Origin of the sequence: Neobacillus massiliamazoniensis (assembly GCF_001048695.1) — a bacterium.
GTDB classification, from domain to species: Bacteria; Bacillota; Bacilli; order Bacillales; family Cytobacillaceae; genus Neobacillus; species Neobacillus massiliamazoniensis.
Genome location: NZ_CVRB01000007.1, coordinates 146,361 through 162,699, shown reverse-complemented (window position 1 = coordinate 162,699; position 16,339 = coordinate 146,361). Strand labels below are relative to the sequence as shown.

Here is a 16,339-nt window from a genome sequence, read left to right as displayed (position 1 = left end):
GGTCAGAGGTGGAAGCGTGGTAACATGTGGAGCTGACTGATACTAATCGATCGAGGACTTAACCAAGTCATTAAGGCTTACTCGTTCTAACTTATTTCTTCTATATTATCTAGTTTTGAGGGAATGAAAAATTTTAAATTACCTCTTGAAAAATATCAAAAAGGCATTATAATAAAATAGTGTCTAAAAAAATAGTCTGGTGGCGATAGCGAGAAGGTCACACCCGTTCCCATACCGAACACGGAAGTTAAGCTTCTCAGCGCCGATGGTAGTTGGGGGCTATCCCCCTGTGAGAGTAGGACGTTGCCAGGCTAGTATTGTTCCGCAGTAGCTCAGTGGTAGAGCTATCGGCTGTTAACCGATCGGTCGTAGGTTCGAGTCCTACCTGCGGAGCCATTTTTATGGATTTTTTAATTAGCTATGCTTCCATAGCTCAGTAGGTAGAGCACTTCCATGGTAAGGAAGAGGTCAGCGGTTCGAGCCCGCTTGGAAGCTTACCTATTTTACTATTATATGGCCCCTTGGTCAAGCGGTTAAGACACCGCCCTTTCACGGCGGTAACACGGGTTCGAATCCCGTAGGGGTCACCATTTAATGGAGGATTAGCTCAGCTGGGAGAGCATCTGCCTTACAAGCAGAGGGTCGGCGGTTCGATCCCGTCATCCTCCACCATTTTAAAAAATAATGATAAAAATATATACTTGCCGGTTTAGCTCAATTGGTAGAGCAACTGACTTGTAATCAGTAGGTTGGGGGTTCAAGTCCTCTAGCCGGCACTCTTTATTTTGGAGGGGTAGCGAAGTGGCTAAACGCGGCGGACTGTAAATCCGCTCCCTCAGGGTTCGGCGGTTCGAATCCGTCCCCCTCCACCATTTATATATTTAATCAAGTTGGACAACCTATTAAATATAATATTATTGGGCTATAGCCAAGCGGTAAGGCAACGGACTTTGACTCCGTCATTCGTTGGTTCAAATCCAGCTAGCCCAGCCATTTATGAGCCATTAGCTCAGTTGGTAGAGCATCTGACTTTTAATCAGAGGGTCGAAGGTTCGAGTCCTTCATGGCTCATACATTAACGAAAACCCATGAAAATTTATTTTTCATGGGTTTTTTCTATTATTTGTGGAAGTAGTTCAGGGGTAGAATACGACCTTGCAACGGTGGGGTCGCGGGTTAGGACCGTATGTTTTGATTTTAATGGGTAAATTAGCTAGCCGGTCGTGTTATTGATTCACTGCTTGGCTCTTTTTGTTGATTTTAGGTCATCATTGGTGACCTATTTCCCATTTTTTCATGTTTTTCGGCCACCAAAGACCCTTATTGGTGACCAATTTTCCTATTTTCCATGTTTTTCGGTCACCAAGCGATCTCATTGGTGACCAGTTTTCCCTTTTTTCTGTTTTGTCGGTCACCAAAAGACCTCAAAATCGATTTACGTGCCCAAGTTATATCTAATTGAGGAATAGGGTCACGAAAATCAATTTTGGTGATTTTCGGTTATCGATAGGTATTTTTAAGCGCCCGTTTTCAAGCATTCCGAAAGATATCGGTCGCTTAGACCCAAGATAAGCGCCCGTTTCCGCGTATTCCTACTAATTCAAAGAGCCTAAGCCGAAACCAGCAAAATAAACTTAAAAGCCGTATATATATACAAAATTTTGTTGAGTTGAGTCATTTATATGAAAGTGGTTAAATAAGAGACAATAAAGAGTAGGAGTGGATATTCGATGAGAAAACTTTCAATTATTGGAATGCCCATGGATTTAGGGCAAATGAGACGCGGAGTAGATATGGGACCAAGCGCAATCCGCTACGCGGGAGTTAATGAGCGACTTAAACCACTATTTGATGAGATACATGATTTAGGCGACATTCCTATTGGTAGAGAAGAAGTAGTAGTTGACAAAGAGTCGAATCTTCGCAATCTCGATTTAGTTGCAGAAAAAAACGCCAACCTTGCAGACAAAGTTGACGAAGCTATTCAATCTGGAGCATTTCCGCTTGTTTTTGGAGGCGATCATAGCATTGCAATTGGTACGTTAGCTGGAGTTTCAAAGCATTATAACAATCTTGGAGTTATTTGGTATGATGCACATGGTGATTTAAATACAGCAGAGACATCGCCATCAGGTAATATCCACGGTATGCCGCTTGCAGTTAGTATGGGAATCGGACATCCTGCTCTGACGGAAATAGGGGGCTATGCTCCAAAAGTAAAACCTGAAAATATTGTTATCATTGGTGCAAGATCTCTAGATGATGGCGAGAAAATTTTAATAAAAGAAAAAGGAATTAAAGTATATACGATGCATGAAATCGACCGTATGGGTATGACAAAGGTGATGGAAGAAACGATTGCCTACCTGAAGGACAGAACCGATGGTGTTCACTTATCTCTTGATTTGGACGGGCTTGACCCAGTTGAAGCACCAGGAGTAGGGACTCCAGTGATTGGCGGAATAAGCTTCCGTGAAAGCAATCTGGCAATGGAAATGCTCGAAGAGGCAAAGCTGATCACATCAGCTGAATTTGTTGAAGTAAACCCTATACTCGATGATAAAAATAAAACAGCTTCCGTTGCTGTCGCTCTAATGGCCTCATTATTTGGTGAAAAGCTCTTATAAGCTGCTAATAGACTATAGGGACCAAAAGTAAGATTACAAAGTTTTTTTACAAATGAATCACCATAACAATGTCACTTAGAAAAAGCTTGGAGCTGCTCCAAGCTTTTTCTATTTTCGAAACCACAACAAAACCGCCATGATATTTTTGGGTTTAACCATATATTATTTTCCCTCTCATCATTTTTGCACTACCATTTTGGTAAATTTTTGATAATATAATAGGGATGAAAAAATTTCTTTTAAAAATGAAACTTTTTCGTCACTGATACGTATTTCGTATAGCTATATTGGAGCTGAGATAAATTAATGGATGCCATTGTTAAAAAAAGAATTAAACAAGTCATTAAAGGCGATCAAGATGCATTCGGAGAAATCGTTGAAATATATAAAAATAGTGTTTACCAGCTTTGCTACCGCATGCTTGGAAGTCAGCATGAAGCAGAAGATATGGCTCAGGAAGCGTTTATTCGTGCTTATGTAAATATTAATTCATTTAATCAGGAATTAAAGTTTTCAACATGGCTGTTTCGAATTGCGACTAATTTATGTATTGATAGAATCCGTAAAAAGAAACCTGATTATTATTTAGATGCCGAAGTTTCCGGAACAGAAGGGCTAAACATGTATTCACAGATTCCTTCCAATACTCCCTTGCCGGAACAGGAGCTAGAAAGCTTAGAACTGCATGAAACAGTTCAAAAAGAAATTTTAAAACTACCCGAAAAATACCGATCAGCGATCGTACTTAAATATATTGAAGAGTTGTCTTTAAATGAAATTAGTGAAATTCTGGAATTGCCGCTTGGTACGGTCAAAACTAGAATTCATCGAGGTCGGGAGGCATTAAGACAACAATTACGATGTGTGTGAGAAGAGGTGAAACCGTTGAAATGTCCAGACAATGTTATTGACCTAATGCATGAGTATTTAGATGAGGAAATGGAGCGCGAAAAAGAATTTGTATTGAGGGAACACCTCCAAGGCTGTAAAGAGTGTGAAACGATCTTTAATGAGTTAAAAAAGACGATTGCTTTTGTAAAGAGTACTTCAAACATAAAAGCTCCAGCAAATTTCACGGAAAATGTTATGGCGCGTCTTCCAAAGGAGAAGAAAAAAATCGGTATTAAGAGGTGGTTAAAAACACACCCCTTAATGGCAGCGGCATCTTTATTTATTTTTTTAATGGCAGGAAGTATGCTTACTTCCTGGAATCAAGATCATGACTTTTCGGTATCAAAGCAAAAAAACTTAATCGTAAAAAACAATACTGTCATTGTTCCTAAAGGCGAAACAGTAAATGGGGACGTCATTGTTCGCAATGGGAAGATCAGAATTGAAGGAGAAGTAAAAGGGAATGTTACCGTCATTAATGGCGAAAAATATATGGCTTCTGCAGGTCGTGTCACAGGTCAAATTGAAGAGGTGAACAAGGTCTTCGATTGGATCTGGTATCAAATGAAGCAAACAGCAAATGAGGTAATCGGCCTATTTGATCATTAAACTGGTATAAAAAGCAAATCATTCTTTCAATAGGATGGTTTGTTTTTTTACCATTACAAATGCAAGTATTATTTATGGTATAATAAAAAGGTTATATTCTACATGCGATTTCAAGCAAGATTACGGAGGAAGAACAATGCCGTTTGCCGATTTGTGGAAATATTTAGCTAGTATTGTCGATATTGCCGTTGTATGGTTTGTAATTTATAAAATAATTAATCTGATCAAGGGTACGAAAGCCGTACAATTATTAAAAGGGATCATTGTCATCCTTGTTGTCCGGGTACTCAGTGATTTTCTCGGTTTGAGAACCTTAAGCTGGATTATGCAACAGTGCATCAATTGGGGATTCCTTGCGGTTATCATTATTTTCCAACCTGAACTAAGAAGAGCGCTTGAGCAATTAGGTCGGGGACGATTCTATTTAAGAAGTAGTAATCAGGAAAATGAGGATCAGGAGAAAATGGTTGAAGCCATTTTAAAATCCACCGATTATATGGCAAAGCGCCGAATTGGTGCATTGATTTCGATTGAGAGAGAAACTGGTATGAGCGATTACATAGAAACGGGTATTCAGTTAAACTCGAAAATTTCTTCTGAATTGCTTATTAATATTTTTATACCTAATACACCGTTGCATGATGGTGCGGTCATTATCCAAAAAAATACTATTTCAGCAGCAGCCTGTTATCTTCCATTATCGGAAAGCCCGTTTATTTCAAAGGAGCTAGGAACAAGACATCGTGCTGCATTGGGCATTAGTGAGGTCACAGATAGTATAACGATTGTCGTTTCGGAAGAGACGGGATCGATTTCACTCACGAAAAATGGGGAGCTTCATCGCGATTTAAAGGCAGATGCCTTTAAAGAGATACTTTCTAATGAATTATTGATAAATATTAAACCGAAGCAGGCTTCTTCAGCTCGTTGGAACTGGAGGGGAAGAAAAAATGGATAAACTGTTCGATAAACCTTGGTTTTTAAAATTATTAGCCCTGGGACTTGCGCTTCTCCTTTATACATCCGTGCCTCATAATGGCAATAAATTTATCGATGTGAATGTACCGGGGGAAGAAACTACAGCGACCATTCAAGCAATACCCGTAACCGTTTATTACGATACCAAAAACCTTGTCGTTTCCGGAATCCCTAATACGGTTGATATAACCATTAAAGGTCCCATCTCCCTCGTCGAGCAAGCAAAGGGATTAAAAGACTTTGAAGTTTATGTTGATTTAACCAATGCTAAAATAGGCAGTCAGACAGTGAAATTCAAGGTTAAAAATCTGTCAGATAAATTGAAGGCTACGATTACTCCGGATTCTGTAAAAGTAAATGTCCAGGAAAAAATTACGAAAGAGTTTAAGGTCGAACCGGAATTCAAGAGTTCTTTACTTGAAGATGGTTATACCCCAGGGCAACCGATTGTCGAACCAGGTAAGGTGAAAATTACGGGTGCCAAAAATGTTATTGATCAAATAGCCTATGTAAAAGCAGTAGTTGATGAAAAAATTCCTGTAAAGGATACGATTACGAAAGAAGCGCGTGTACAGGTTTTCGACAAGGACTTAAACAAATTGGACGTACAGATAGAGCCGGCGTATGTGAAGGTAACGATTCCTATTAAAAATACTAGTAAAACGGTACCTATAAATGTTATCCAAAAAGGAACACCACCGGCCGGGGTATCAATTGATTCCATCCAGTTAGATACCACTCAAGCAACGATTATTGGGAATGAAGATGTATTAAATAGTACAGATAATGTCAGGGTTGAAGTCGATGTCAGTAAAATTACTGACAATACGACCCTAACCTTACCGGTTATTATTTCAAATGGAATTACGAAGGTCACGCCGCAAACAGTTAAAGCAACCGTTGCGGTGTCAAAAACAACCCAGAAAACGATATCGAGTGTTCCAATAAATATTCGTGGTTTACCAAATCAATATAAAGCAGTTATAAATGACCCTGCTAATCAAACGGTGAATTTGCTTGTAACCGGATCGGGTTCGGTTGTCAATACTTTAACGCCCAATGATTTTAATGTGTATATTGATTTATCTAATTTAAATCTGGGCAATCATAATGTGAATATTCAAGTGGATGGGCCTCCTGGGGTAAAACCACCGCAGCTTGATAAATCAACAGCCACCGTTACAATCAATAACGCTTAATTCTAGCTATATACATGATAAGGAGCGATTTTTCAATGGGAAAATATTTCGGTACCGATGGGGTACGTGGAGTAGCAAATAGTGAATTAACACCGGAAATGGCTTTTAAATTAGGCCGCTTTGGCGGATATGTTTTAACAAAAGATCACGATCGTCCCAAGGTCATTATTGGACGAGATACTCGTATTTCAGGACATATGCTTGAGGGTGCCCTTGTAGCCGGCTTACTTTCCATCGGAGCAGAAGTGATGCGTCTCGGAGTTATTTCTACACCTGGAGTGTCCTATTTGACAAAAGCATTGGGGGCTCAAGCTGGAGTTATGATTTCAGCTTCTCATAACCCTGTAGCGGATAACGGAATTAAATTTTTTGGTCCAGATGGTTTTAAGCTTTCTGATGAGCAAGAGCTGGAAATTGAAGAGTTAATTGATATGGTGGAGGATCAGCTACCACGGCCTGTCGGAGCGGAGCTTGGCCAGGTCAACGACTATTTTGAAGGCGGACAAAAGTATCTTCAATATTTAAAAAATACCGTGGATGAAGATTTTTCTGGTATACATATTGCCTTAGACTGTGCACATGGTGCCACTTCTTCACTTGCCTCACACTTATTTGCTGATTTAGATGCGGACCTGTCAACGATGGGTGCAGCACCTAATGGGTTAAACATCAATGCGGGTGTGGGCTCGACTCATCCTGATACCCTTGCGGCGCTTGTTCTAGAAAAAGGCGCAGATGTCGGACTTGCTTTTGACGGTGACGGTGACCGTTTGATTGCGATTGATGAGAAGGGCAACATCGTGGATGGCGACCAAATCATGTATATTTGCGGCAAGTATATGAAAGAACAGGGCCGTTTAAAGCATGGGACTGTTGTTTCAACTGTTATGAGCAATCTGGGTTTCTATAAAGCGCTAGAAAGCCACGATATCCATAGTGTACCAACAGCCGTTGGCGACCGTTATGTTGTAGAGGAAATGAAGAAAAATGGCTACAATCTTGGTGGAGAACAATCGGGTCATATCATTTTCTTAGACTACAATACGACCGGTGATGGATTATTGACGGGTCTCCAACTTGTCAACATCATGAAAGTGACTAAAAAGCCGCTGTCTGAACTTGCCGGTGAAATGAAAAAATACCCGCAAAAGCTTGTGAATGTTAGGGTAATTGATAAGCATCACGTTACCGATAATGAAAAGGTAAAAGAAGTGATTGAGCAGGTGGAAGCGGAAATGGAAGGGAACGGTAGAGTCCTTGTCCGACCTTCCGGGACTGAGCCGCTTGTGCGTGTCATGGTAGAAGCATCTACTGAGGAACTTTGTGAAGCATACGTGAATCGAATTGTTGCGGTTGTGAAAGAAGAAATGGAACTTAAAGAATAGACTCTATTTTATATGCATAAGGGAACTTTTCCATTCCCTTATGCATATTTTATTATGATTATGATAAATAATTGTTGGAAATAATGTAAAAATTTATTTTACTGTTCTTAGTTGACTGACCTCTGACTATCATGTAAGATTAATTTGCTTTGTATATTGAAAAAGAAAGGTGGATCGAAAGAGTAAGTTTTTCATAAAGCGCCTGAACTACCCTGAGTGTGGGTTAGTTGACGAGGAGGAGGTTTATCGAAACTTCGGCGGATACCTCCCGGTTATAGTGCACAACCGAAAGTTCTTCTTAAAACACCAAGGTGACTTGGTCGACAAAGTGAAGAAAATGCACCTAATAAAAGAAAAAACAGAGATAAGGGGGCAAGTATGCCTCCGTTGTTGAGCCTTGCCCCCTGAATTGGGAGGAAACAAATTAATGTGCGGAATCGTTGGATATATTGGAAACAATGACTCAAAAGAAATTTTATTAAAAGGCTTAGAGAAGCTAGAGTATAGAGGTTATGATTCAGCAGGCATCGCGGTTCGAAATGAGAACGGGATTCATGTTTTTAAAGAAAAAGGCCGCATTGCTGATTTACGAGATGTTGTCGATGAGAATGTCGTAGCACAAATCGGCATTGGCCACACTCGTTGGGCGACACACGGTGTCCCAAGCAGAGTGAATTCTCACCCACATCAAAGCACGTCTAGTCGCTTTACACTAGTTCATAACGGAGTAATCGAGAACTATGACCTTTTAAAGCGTGAGTTTTTAACAGAAACTACTTTTAAAAGTGAAACGGATACGGAAGTCATTGTTCAGCTTATTGAGCTATTTGTAAAGGAAGGCTTAGAGGTCCTAGAGGCGTTCCGGAAAACGCTGACGCTGTTACACGGTTCTTATGCAATTGCGCTGTTAGATGCAGAAGATAGTGAAACCATCTATGTAGCGAAAAACAAAAGCCCGCTTCTTGTAGGTCTAGGAAACGGCTTTAATGTTGTCGCAAGTGATGCGATGGCTATGCTTCAAGTCACTGACAAGTATGTTGAATTAATGGATAAAGAAATTGTCATTGTAACAATGAACAGTGTGACCATCCAAAACCTAAGCGGTGAGACGATCGATCGCGAGCATTATATAGCAGAGCTTGATGCAAGTGATATTGAAAAGGGCACCTACCCTCACTACATGCTAAAAGAGATTGATGAGCAGCCGCTTGTGATGCGAAAAATCATTCAAACGTACCAAAATGGGCAAGGACAATTAACCATTGACCCAGAAATCATTGCTGCGTTAAATGAATCAGACCGTGTTTATATTATCGCTGCAGGTACTTCCTATCATGCTGGTCTTGTAGGAAAGCAGTTCATTGAAAAAATGGCAAAAATTCCAGTAGAGGTTCATATCTCCAGTGAATTTGGTTATAACATGCCGTTGCTTTCAGAAAAGCCGCTATTTATTTTCATTTCACAAAGCGGTGAAACAGCTGACAGCCGTGCCGTTCTCGTTCAAGTAAAAGAGATGGGCTACCCAGCATTAACTATTACAAATGTTCCGGGCTCAACTCTATCCCGTGAAGCGGATTATACTCTTCTTTTACATGCTGGCCCTGAAATTGCCGTAGCCTCTACAAAGGCTTATACAGCACAGCTAGCTGTCCTCGCCATTTTAGCTGAGGTAGCAGCAAAAAGCCGTGGCTTGGAAGTCGGATTCAATCTTGTTCGTGAATTAGGGATTGTGGCGAATGCCATCGAAGTTCTCTGTGATTCAAAAGAGTTGATTGAACACATCTCAAGAGAATTCTTATCCGTTACACGCAATTGCTTCTTTATTGGCCGCGCCGTTGACTATTATGTTGGCCTAGAAGGAGCATTGAAACTGAAGGAAATCTCCTATATCCAGGCAGAAGGCTTCGCCGGCGGGGAATTAAAGCATGGAACGATCGCTTTAATTGAAGAAGGAACACCTGTCATTGCCCTAGCTACTCAAGAAAGTGTAAACTTAAGCATCCGCGGAAATATAAAAGAGGTTGTTGCCCGCGGCGCAAATCCATGCATCATCTCGATGAAGGGTCTCAATATGGACGAAGACAGCTTCGTCATTCCAGAAGTAAATGAATTATTAACACCACTTATCTCTGTAATACCATTACAATTGCTTGCTTACTACGCAGCTCTCCACCGCGACTGCGACGTCGACAAACCACGCAACCTTGCCAAATCGGTAACAGTTGAGTAGGTTGGAGGAGAAGGAATTTACTTGTTGTTCAGGTACAATAAAGATGTATAGTGTACAATAAAGATGTATAGTTGGCACTAAAAATGTATAGTGAACATTAAAGGTTTATAGTAAATCGGACCAAAATTGTTAAATCCCTATTCCATTTGGATAGGGATTTTTCTAGATTTTCAATTCTGAATTCATTTTTCTGAAACTGTATTCACCTTCCACCATGTATTATATTTTTATCTATAAATGCTATGTAGTCGTTTAATGTGGATTTTGTCGACCTGAATATGGATTACCACCTTTAAAAGATATAATCAACATTAAGCTGTTAATATCTAAATAGCGGTGTAAATAATGACAGCAGTAGCAATTTTGAGCTACTGTTTTTTAATTACCAATAGCTGTATTTTACTTTACAATTATATTCATATTTGACACTATAAAAGTAGGATTGACTAGGAGGATATACATATGGCAACTGCAAATATTGGTTTTGAAGAACAATTATGGAGTATGGCGGACAAATTACGTGGCTCGATGGATTCAGGTGAATATAAAAATGTTGTATTGGGATTATTATTTTTGAAATATGTATCAGACGCATTTGAAGAACGACATACGGAACTAGAGGCTGACGAGTATGCAGATTCAGAAGACCGTGATGAATATGTGATGGACAATATCTTCTGGGTTCCGAAAGAGGCTCGTTGGTCATACATAAAAGATAATGCGAAAAAGCCTGAGATTGGTCAGATTATTGATAAAGCGATGATTGCGATTGAAAAAGAGAATGCTACTTTGCAAGGGGTTCTACCGAAAGATTATGCACGTCCAGCTCTTGATAAAGTTCGCCTTGGGGAAACGATTGATTTGTTTTCTTTTAAAGTCGGCGATGAAGAAAGTCGGTCAAAAGATATACTAGGACGAGTGTATGAATATTTCTTGAGTAAGTTTGCTAGTGCAGAAGGTAAGAATGGCGGCGAGTTCTATACACCATCTTCGGTTGTTCGTTTGCTTGTTGAAATGTTAGAGCCATATAAGGGACGTATTTATGACCCTTGTTGTGGTTCAGGTGGAATGTTCGTGCAAAGTGAAAAGTTTGTGGAAGAACATCAAGGGAAGCTAGGGGATATTGCTGTTTATGGGCAAGAATCAAATCCTACAACGTGGAAGCTTTGCAAGATGAATTTAGCGATTCGTGGGATTGATGGAAACATTGGAACACATAATGCTGATACGTTCCTAAATGATTTACATAAGGGATTAAAGGCAGATTTCATATTAGCGAACCCACCATTCAACATTAAAGATTGGGGTGGGGACAAGTTGCGCGAGGATGTTCGTTGGCAGTATGGTACACCACCAACTGGTAATGCGAACTATGCATGGATTCAACATATGATTTCAAAGTTAGCACCAGCAGGAACAGCGGGCTTTGTTTTAGCGAATGGTTCAATGTCAACTAATGCTTCAGGTGAAGGTGAAATCCGTAAAAACTTAATTGAAGCTGATTTAGTGGAGTGTATTGTGACGTTGCCGGGGCAATTGTTCTATTCAACGCAAATTCCTGTTTGTATTTGGTTTGTATCGAAAAACAAATCAAAAACGGGGAAACGTGCTCGGAACGGGGAGATTCTATTTATTGATGCACGTAAACTTGGTTTCATGGTAGACCGAACACATAAAGAATTTGCCGACGAGGACATCAAAAAGATTACAGATGCATTCCATAAATGGCGTGGTACGTTAGATGAAGCATATCAAGATTTACAAGGTTTTTGTAAAACAGCAACGCTTGAAGAAGTACGAAGTAATGATTACATATTAACGCCGGGTCGTTATGTAGGATTAGAAGAAGCAGAAGAAGATGGTGAACCATTTGAAGAAAAAATGACACGCTTAACAACAGAGCTATCTGAGCAATTTGCTAAATCAAAAGAGCTAGAAGAACAAATCCGCCGAGCATTGGGAGGGATTGGGTATGGGTTTTAAGAGGTTCTCCTTAGAGGAAGTATGTCTGGTAATTACTGACGGTGCCCATGCTAGTCCAAAAGCTGTAACTGACGGATATAAAATGTTGTCAGTTAAAGATATGGGGGCATTTGATTTTGATTATGATAACTCTAAACAAATATCAGAAACAGATTATATAAAGCTAGTTGCTGGAAAATGTCAGCCGCAAGTAAATGATGTTTTGATAGCTAAAGATGGCAATTCATGTTTAGAATATTGTTTTGTATTTAGAGAACAAAGAGAAGTTGTTTTATTATCTTCAATTGCTATTTTGAGACCTGATACCTCAAAAATAAATCCATATTATTTAATGTATTATTTAGGTACAGATAAAGCTAAAAATGAATTAAAAGAGGGATATTTATCGGGTTCAGCTATTCCAAGAGTGGTATTAAAGGACTTTAAAAAGTATCCATTGTTTATCCCAGATATTACAACACAAAATAGAGTTGTCTATTTAATTTCAGCTATAAATTCAAAAATTGAATTAAACAATTCTATGATTAGAAATCTTGAACAACTCTCCCAAACCCTTTTCAAGCGCTGGTTTATTGATTTTGAGTTTCCGAATGAGGAGGCGAAGCCGTATAAATCAAGTGGTGGCAAGATGGTTGATAGTGAGTTAAGCGAGATTCCTGAAGGGTGGAAAGTAGTTACGATAGGAGAAGTTTGTAATGCTAACAAGGATACACTATCTAGCAGTGAAAAATGGACATATATAAATTATCTAGATACAGGAAATATAACTAGAAACTTTATTGATAATATACAATTGATTGATACAACCAAATATAAAACTCCAAGCAGGGCAAAAAGAAAAGTGCAACCAAATGATATTGTTTATTCTACAGTTAGACCTAATCAACAACATCATGGAATTATCAAAGAACCTATTGAAAATATGATAGCTTCAACAGGGTTTGTAGTTCTTAGAAGTAAAGGTATTTATTCAAATGACTTAATATATTTATGGCTTACTCAAGAAGAAACAATGAAAGAATTACAAGCTATAGCTGAGCAAAGTACAAGCGCATATCCCTCAATAAAGCCAGGTGATATTCTATCAATTAAAATTTTGCTTCCGATGGAAAAGCAATTAAATGAGTTAACTAGAATAATCGAAACTCAAAATAATCTAATTTGGTTTAATCAGCAACAAAATAAGAAATTGATGCAAATTCGAGATTCACTTCTACCAAAACTCCTCTCAGGGGAAATAAAAATCCCAGACGAAAGTGTGGTGGTTTAAATGTTCAAGTATTTAGAGTCAGATTTAGAAGAAGCAACGTTGGAATGGCTGGCTGAGATGGATTATACCATCTTAGCTGGTCCCGATATTGCTCATGAAGGAGAGTATCCAGAACGGAATAGCTATCAAGATGTAGTATTAGATGAACGTTTGAAGGAGGCGCTTCGTAGAATTAATCCGAATGTGCCAATGAATGCGATTGAGCTGGCTGTTCAGAAAATTGCTGCGAACGAATCACCGAGTTTGATTATGAACAATGAAAAATTTCATCGTATGTTGACAGAAGGATTAGATATTGAATTGCAAGGCATAGATGGTTACAATCCAACGGAAAAAGTATGGTTGTTTGATTTTGCAAGTCCTGAAAATAATGATTTTGTGGCAGTCAATCAGTTCACGATTATTGAAGGGAATCAAAATAAGCGTCCTGATGTGCTTGTTTTCGTGAATGGCTTACCATTAGTGGTGATTGAGTTAAAGAACGCTACAAATGAAGCAACAGGAATTTCAGAAGGCTATAATCAGCTTCAAACGTATAAGCAAACGATTCCTTCTTTATTTCGTTACAATGCTTTTCTAGTAACAAGTGATGGAGTGAATGCTCGTGTCGGGTCGCTTACTGCTAATGAAGAGCGTTTTATGAAATGGCGTACTATTGATGGTCTAGAACTGGCTCCAACCTCTCTATCGCAATTAGAAGTGCTGTTAAAAGGGATGCTGGAACCAAGTCGTTTTATGGATATCCTACGTAACTTCATTTTGTTCCAAACAGATGGAGAGAATACATACAAAATTTTAGCTTCTTATCATCAATTCCATGCTGTGAATAAAGCGGTAGGCAAAGCGAAAATAGCTGTACAAGGCGACCATAAAATCGGTGTTGTGTGGCATACACAAGGTTCTGGGAAAAGCTTGACGATGGTTTTCTATGCAGGAAAACTTATTCAAGCGATGAACAATCCGACGATTGTGGTGTTGACGGACCGTAATGATTTAGATGACCAACTGTTTAATACGTTCTCGATTTCGGATGGTATTTTACGTCAAACACCGAACCAAGCAAATAGTCGTGATGAACTTCGACAATTACTTTCGGTAGAATCGGGAGGTATTATTTTTACTACGTTACAAAAGTTTTCCCCTGATGAGGATACAGGCGTCATGCCATGTTTAACGGACCGTTCGAACGTCATTGTCATGGCAGATGAAGCTCACCGGTCCCAATATGGATTCGGGGCAATCGTTCGTGGAAACGCTGCGGAAACGAAGTATGGATTTGCAAAATATGTTCGAGATGCCCTTCCGAATGCTTCGTTTGTTGGTTTTACTGGAACACCTGTAGAAGCAACGGATAAAAATACACCTGCCGTTTTCGGTGAATACATTGATATTTATGATATGACGCAAGCTGTAGAGGATGGCTCAACAGTAAAAATCTTTTATGAGAGTCGTATTATTCCATTAGATTTACCGAGTGACCTTCGGCTAGATGATGAGTATGAAGAAATCACAGAAGACCAAGAACAATCCGTGAAAGAGCGTTTGAAATCTAAATGGTCAAGACTTGAAGCCTTAACTGGAGCTGCATCACGAGTGAATCGTTTAGCTGAGGATGTTGTGAAGCATTATGAGGAACGGAAACAGGCGATGTTCGGGAAGTCGATGGTGGTTGTGATGTCACGTCGCATTGCGATTGATTTGTATAAAGAAATTGTGGCATTGCGTCCAGAGTGGCATTCCGATGACGATGACAAAGGCGTGATTAAAATTGTTATGACAGGTGCTTCAAGTGACCCTGTTGAATGGCAACCGTTCATTGGGAATAAAAAGAGACGTGAGTATTTAGCAAGACGTATGAAAGATAATGATGACCCATTACAAATCGTCATTGTGCGGGATATGTGGTTGACAGGATTTGATGTTCCAGCAATGAATACAATGTATATCGACAAGCCGATGAAAGGGCATAATCTGATGCAAGCCATTGCTCGTGTGAATCGTGTATTCCAGGACAAACCGGGTGGATTAATAGTTGATTATATTGGTATTGCAGAAAACTTGAAAGAAGCGTTACATCAATACACGGAAAGTGACAAAAATACTGCTGGTGTAGATACATCTGTTGCAGTGGATATTTTGCTAGAAAAGCATGAAGTGCTCATTGAAATGTTGTATGAACATGATTATAGCGGCTATTTATCTGAAAAGGCAACGGAACGAATGAATGCTATTATTTCAACAATGGACTTTGTTCTCGGTCTGGGTGAAGAAGAAAAGAAACGTTTTTTAACGACTGTAACAGAACTTTCGAAAGCGTTTGCTTTATGTGCCACTACACCCGAAGCACAGGAGCTGAATGCAGAAATTGGATTCTTTAAAGCTGTAAAAGCAAGTCTTGTAAAGAGCATTGGTGACGGTAGCAAGAAGAAAACGAACGCTCAAATGGAAGCAAGAATTAATCAGTTGATTTCGAAGTCGGTCATTTCAGAAGAAGTAGTAGATATTTATGAATCACTTGGCTTAGAGAACCCAGATATTTCGATTTTATCGGATAGGTTCTTAGAAGATGTGAAGGCAATGCCACATAAGAACTTAGCGGTTGAGTTACTTAATCGTTTGTTAAACGGTAAGGTGAAAAGTGTGCAGCGAACGAACTTAATTCAAGCACGTAGATTCTCCGAAATGCTTGAAGGAGCACTCAATAAATACAATAAGCGAGCGATTGAAACGTCGAAGGTTATTGAAGAATTGATTGCGTTGGCTAAGGAAGTGGATGGGGCATATAAACGAGGAGAGCAAGCAGGTCTTATTAAAGAAGAAATTGCCTTCTATGATGCTCTAGCATCGCATGAAACAGCAGAGCAAGTATTAGGGGATGATACACTGAAACTCATTGCACACGAGCTCACAAAGTCGATTAAAGTGAACATGAGCATTGACTGGAACCTTCGTGAATCCGCAAGAGCTAAAATGCGAGTAACCGTGAAGCGACTCTTAAAGAAATACGGTTATCCACCAGATTTACAAAAGGAAGCAGTAGAAACAGTTGTTAAGCAGGCTGAGTTGATGGCACAGATGGAGTTTGAACTAAATATCTGAGTTTATCCCAAATAAGCGCTTGGATTCCATCAATGGTATCAACTGAAGGTCAAAAACTTGAATATTAT

Annotated in this window: 11 protein-coding genes, 8 tRNA genes and 1 rRNA gene; 19 read left to right on the top strand and 1 reads right to left on the bottom strand. The window is 39.4% G+C overall.

The window, feature by feature from the left end:
- Nucleotides 1-195: 195 nt before the first annotated feature.
- The 9 genes from rrf (at nt 196) to BN1082_RS25895 (ending at nt 1,071) form a co-directional block, all read left to right on the top strand.
- Nucleotides 196-312: ribosomal RNA gene (gene rrf, locus BN1082_RS25935) — 5S ribosomal RNA — on the top strand.
- 9 nt (nt 313-321) lie between these two features.
- A tRNA-Asn gene (locus BN1082_RS25930) sits at nt 322-396 on the top strand.
- A 26-nt stretch (nt 397-422) separates the two neighbouring features.
- Nucleotides 423-495: transfer RNA gene (locus BN1082_RS25925), tRNA-Thr, on the top strand.
- Nucleotides 496-515: 20 nt separating this feature from the next.
- Nucleotides 516-590, top strand: a tRNA-Glu gene (locus BN1082_RS25920).
- A gap of 6 nt (nt 591-596) precedes the next feature.
- Nucleotides 597-672, top strand: a tRNA-Val gene (locus BN1082_RS25915).
- A gap of 31 nt (nt 673-703) precedes the next feature.
- Nucleotides 704-776, top strand: a tRNA-Thr gene (locus tag BN1082_RS25910).
- Between the two features lie 11 nt (nt 777-787).
- A tRNA-Tyr gene (locus BN1082_RS25905) sits at nt 788-872 on the top strand.
- A gap of 46 nt (nt 873-918) precedes the next feature.
- Nucleotides 919-993 (top strand) — tRNA-Gln (locus BN1082_RS25900).
- Between the two features lie 5 nt (nt 994-998).
- A tRNA-Lys gene (locus tag BN1082_RS25895) sits at nt 999-1,071 on the top strand.
- Nucleotides 1,072-1,268: 197 nt separating this feature from the next.
- Here BN1082_RS25895 and BN1082_RS27920 read toward each other — a convergent pair.
- Nucleotides 1,269-1,415 carry a hypothetical protein gene (locus tag BN1082_RS27920; protein WP_176699957.1) on the bottom strand — a complete coding sequence of 49 codons (147 nt, stop codon included), beginning with the start codon at nt 1,413-1,415 and terminating at the stop codon, nt 1,269-1,271.
- Nucleotides 1,416-1,730: 315 nt separating this feature from the next.
- Here BN1082_RS27920 and rocF point away from each other — a divergent pair, with 315 nt between their 5' ends.
- The 10 genes from rocF (at nt 1,731) to BN1082_RS25845 (ending at nt 16,271) form a co-directional block, all read left to right on the top strand.
- Nucleotides 1,731-2,627 carry an arginase gene (rocF, locus tag BN1082_RS25890; RefSeq protein WP_090640135.1) on the top strand — a complete coding sequence of 299 codons (897 nt, stop codon included), beginning with the start codon at nt 1,731-1,733 and terminating at the stop codon, nt 2,625-2,627.
- A gap of 306 nt (nt 2,628-2,933) precedes the next feature.
- Nucleotides 2,934-3,497: an RNA polymerase sigma factor SigW gene (gene sigW, locus BN1082_RS25885; protein ID WP_090640132.1), complete on the top strand. Its 564-nt coding sequence runs from the start codon at nt 2,934-2,936 to the stop codon at nt 3,495-3,497.
- Nucleotides 3,498-3,512: 15 nt separating this feature from the next.
- Nucleotides 3,513-4,127, top strand: a complete 615-nt coding sequence (locus BN1082_RS25880) for an anti-sigma factor family protein (protein WP_090640129.1) — start codon at nt 3,513-3,515, stop codon at nt 4,125-4,127.
- Nucleotides 4,128-4,263: 136 nt separating this feature from the next.
- On the top strand, nt 4,264-5,085 hold the full coding sequence (gene cdaA, locus BN1082_RS25875) for a diadenylate cyclase CdaA (protein ID WP_090640127.1): 822 nt from the start codon (nt 4,264-4,266) through the stop codon (nt 5,083-5,085).
- A complete protein-coding gene (locus tag BN1082_RS25870; RefSeq protein WP_090640124.1) occupies nt 5,078-6,304 on the top strand; it encodes a CdaR family protein in 1,227 nt (408 codons plus the stop codon). The genes cdaA and BN1082_RS25870 overlap by 8 nt, the downstream gene beginning before the upstream one ends.
- 35 nt (nt 6,305-6,339) lie before the next feature.
- Nucleotides 6,340-7,689, top strand: coding sequence for a phosphoglucosamine mutase (glmM, locus tag BN1082_RS25865; RefSeq protein ID WP_090640122.1), 1,350 nt, complete (start codon nt 6,340-6,342; stop codon nt 7,687-7,689).
- A gap of 427 nt (nt 7,690-8,116) precedes the next feature.
- Nucleotides 8,117-9,919, top strand: a complete 1,803-nt coding sequence (glmS, locus tag BN1082_RS25860) for a glutamine--fructose-6-phosphate transaminase (isomerizing) (RefSeq protein ID WP_090640119.1) — start codon at nt 8,117-8,119, stop codon at nt 9,917-9,919.
- Between the two features lie 462 nt (nt 9,920-10,381).
- Nucleotides 10,382-11,902: a class I SAM-dependent DNA methyltransferase gene (locus BN1082_RS25855; RefSeq protein WP_090640117.1), complete on the top strand. Its 1,521-nt coding sequence runs from the start codon at nt 10,382-10,384 to the stop codon at nt 11,900-11,902.
- Nucleotides 11,892-13,172: a restriction endonuclease subunit S gene (locus BN1082_RS25850; RefSeq protein ID WP_090640114.1), complete on the top strand. Its 1,281-nt coding sequence runs from the start codon at nt 11,892-11,894 to the stop codon at nt 13,170-13,172. The genes BN1082_RS25855 and BN1082_RS25850 overlap by 11 nt, the downstream gene beginning before the upstream one ends.
- Complete coding sequence (locus BN1082_RS25845; protein WP_090640111.1) at nt 13,173-16,271, top strand: type I restriction endonuclease subunit R; 3,099 nt, start codon at nt 13,173-13,175, stop codon at nt 16,269-16,271.
- Nucleotides 16,272-16,339: the final 68 nt, after the last annotated feature.

Bases quoted from the DNA above. Each gene is read 5' to 3' on its own strand.
- rocF (WP_090640135.1), top strand. From the start codon at position 1,731: ATGAGAAAACTTTCAATTATTGGAATGCCCATGGATTTAGGGCAAATG.
- sigW (WP_090640132.1), top strand. From the start codon at position 2,934: ATGGATGCCATTGTTAAAAAAAGAATTAAACAAGTCATTAAAGGCGAT.
- cdaA (WP_090640127.1), top strand. From the start codon at position 4,264: ATGCCGTTTGCCGATTTGTGGAAATATTTAGCTAGTATTGTCGATATT.
- BN1082_RS25870 (WP_090640124.1), top strand. From the start codon at position 5,078: ATGGATAAACTGTTCGATAAACCTTGGTTTTTAAAATTATTAGCCCTG.
- glmM (WP_090640122.1), top strand. From the start codon at position 6,340: ATGGGAAAATATTTCGGTACCGATGGGGTACGTGGAGTAGCAAATAGT.
- glmS (WP_090640119.1), top strand. From the start codon at position 8,117: ATGTGCGGAATCGTTGGATATATTGGAAACAATGACTCAAAAGAAATT.
- BN1082_RS25855 (WP_090640117.1), top strand. From the start codon at position 10,382: ATGGCAACTGCAAATATTGGTTTTGAAGAACAATTATGGAGTATGGCG.
- BN1082_RS25850 (WP_090640114.1), top strand. From the start codon at position 11,892: ATGGGTTTTAAGAGGTTCTCCTTAGAGGAAGTATGTCTGGTAATTACT.
- BN1082_RS25845 (WP_090640111.1), top strand. From the start codon at position 13,173: ATGTTCAAGTATTTAGAGTCAGATTTAGAAGAAGCAACGTTGGAATGG.